This window comes from Streptomyces sp. UH6 (assembly GCF_013421635.1).
Classification (GTDB): Bacteria; Actinomycetota; Actinomycetes; order Streptomycetales; family Streptomycetaceae; genus Streptomyces; species Streptomyces abyssomicinicus.
Genome location: NZ_JACADT010001142.1, coordinates 1 through 1,675 on the forward strand (window position 1 = coordinate 1; position 1,675 = coordinate 1,675).

At 73.4% G+C, this 1,675-nt stretch carries 1 protein-coding gene and 1 pseudogene; both read left to right on the plus strand.

Annotation, left to right across the window (positions count from 1 at the left end; genetic code table 11):
* Positions 1 to 562: pseudogene (locus HW445_RS30055) on the plus strand (hypothetical protein); the annotation flags it as partial.
* 46 nt (positions 563 to 608) lie between these two features.
* Positions 609 to 1,370 (plus strand): TIGR03936 family radical SAM-associated protein, encoded by a 762-nt coding sequence (locus HW445_RS30060; protein WP_180223967.1) that lies wholly within the window; start codon positions 609 to 611, stop codon positions 1,368 to 1,370.
* Positions 1,371 to 1,675: the final 305 nt, after the last annotated feature.

Sequence of the window (1,675 nt, forward strand, 5' to 3'; positions counted from 1 at the left end):
GATGGCCCGCCAGCCCTGCGCGTACTCGCTGTACCGGTGGGTGCTCACTCCGCTGGGCCACCTGACCGCCTGGGTCGTGAAGGGCGTCGTCGCGGGGGCGGGGTGGCTGCTGCGGTGGCTGGTGGTGGCGCCGCTCACCGCCGTGGGCCGGGTGCTCGCCGTGGTCCTCCGAGAGGTGGCGGACGCGCTCGGACACGCCTGGCGGATCGCCGGACGGATCTCCCTCGCCGTCGGACGGGCCCTGGCGACGCTGCTGCGGTGGATCTTCGTCGAGCCGGTCCGATGGGCCTGGCGGGCGGTGTTCGCACCGGCCGGACGCCTCGTCCGGGACGTGCTGCTGCGCCCGCTGGGCCGCGCGGCGCGGGAGGGCGCCCGTGCGATCGGGAAGGCGCTGGTCACCGCCCGCATGACGGTCCGTGAGGTACGCCGGGAGGTGCGGACCGCCCTCTTCGGGAGCCCCCGCGAGGGACTGGCCCGGCCGGCCGGCGAGCACCGGCGGGAACCCGCGGGCCCGGAAGCGCGTACTCTTGGTAGCAGTACGACCGCACTCACGAAGGATTAGAGCACTGGGCAAGCGACAGCCCGAAGGCCCGCCGCCGGCACCCGCGGTGCAGCGCATCCGACTGCGTTACACCAAGCGCGGCCGCCTCCGGTTCACCAGCCATCGCGACTTCCAGCGCGCCTTCGAGCGCGCGCTGCGCCGCGCCGACGTCCCCATGGCCTATTCGGCGGGGTTCACGCCGCATCCGAAGGTGTCGTACGCCAATGCCGCACCCACCGGCACGGGCAGTGAGGCGGAGTACCTGGAGATCGCGCTCACCGAGTCGCGTGACCCGCAGAAGCTGCGTGAGCTGCTCGACGAGTCGCTGCCCGACGGGCTCGACGTGATCGACGCGGTGCAGGCCCGCACGTCCGGCCTCGCCGACCGGCTCACGGCGTCCGTGTGGGAGCTCCGCCTGGACGGCGTGGCCCCCGAGGACGCGGCCCGCGCGGTCGAGGCCTTCGAGAAGGCCGAGACCGTCGAAGTACAACGCATGACCAAGAACGGTGTCCGTACCTTCGACGCCCGCAGCGCCGTCGTCAGCCTGGAAGCCCGGGCCGCCGGTGGCGAAGATGGGCCCGGTGACCACCCCTGTGCGATACTGCGCCTGGTTGTTCGGCACGTGACGCCTGCCGTGCGACCCGACGACGTCCTGTCCGGCCTCCGTGTGGTGGCTGACCTGGCGCCGCCGGTCCCCGCAGCGGTGACCAGGCTGGCGCAGGGGCTCTTCGACGAAGAGACCGGCACGGTGACCGACCCGCTCGCGCCCGACCGCGAGGCAGATTCCTCTGCCGCCGCGCAGGCGTCGGCGCCGGAAGGTCCCGCGTAGGGACGAACGCCGTAGCGCCGCCCTGGAACTCGGGAGCCACCTGGGCCGGGCAGCGCGCACGACACCACAAGACTTTCGCCAGGCCGTACGCAACACGGCGTACGGAACCGGCGAGACAGGACTAGTAGTGCTCCCGTGCGGCGCCCTCGCCCCGGACGGCGGCGACGCGCACAGCGCGAGCCGCGGACGTCACCGGCACCCGCCGGACCAGGCGCGGCGCCCGGGAGCCTGACGGGAGATACGCCCGCATGCTCGGACCGAACGAACCCACCAACGAGGGTTCCGACCAGAACGACAGCCCCAGC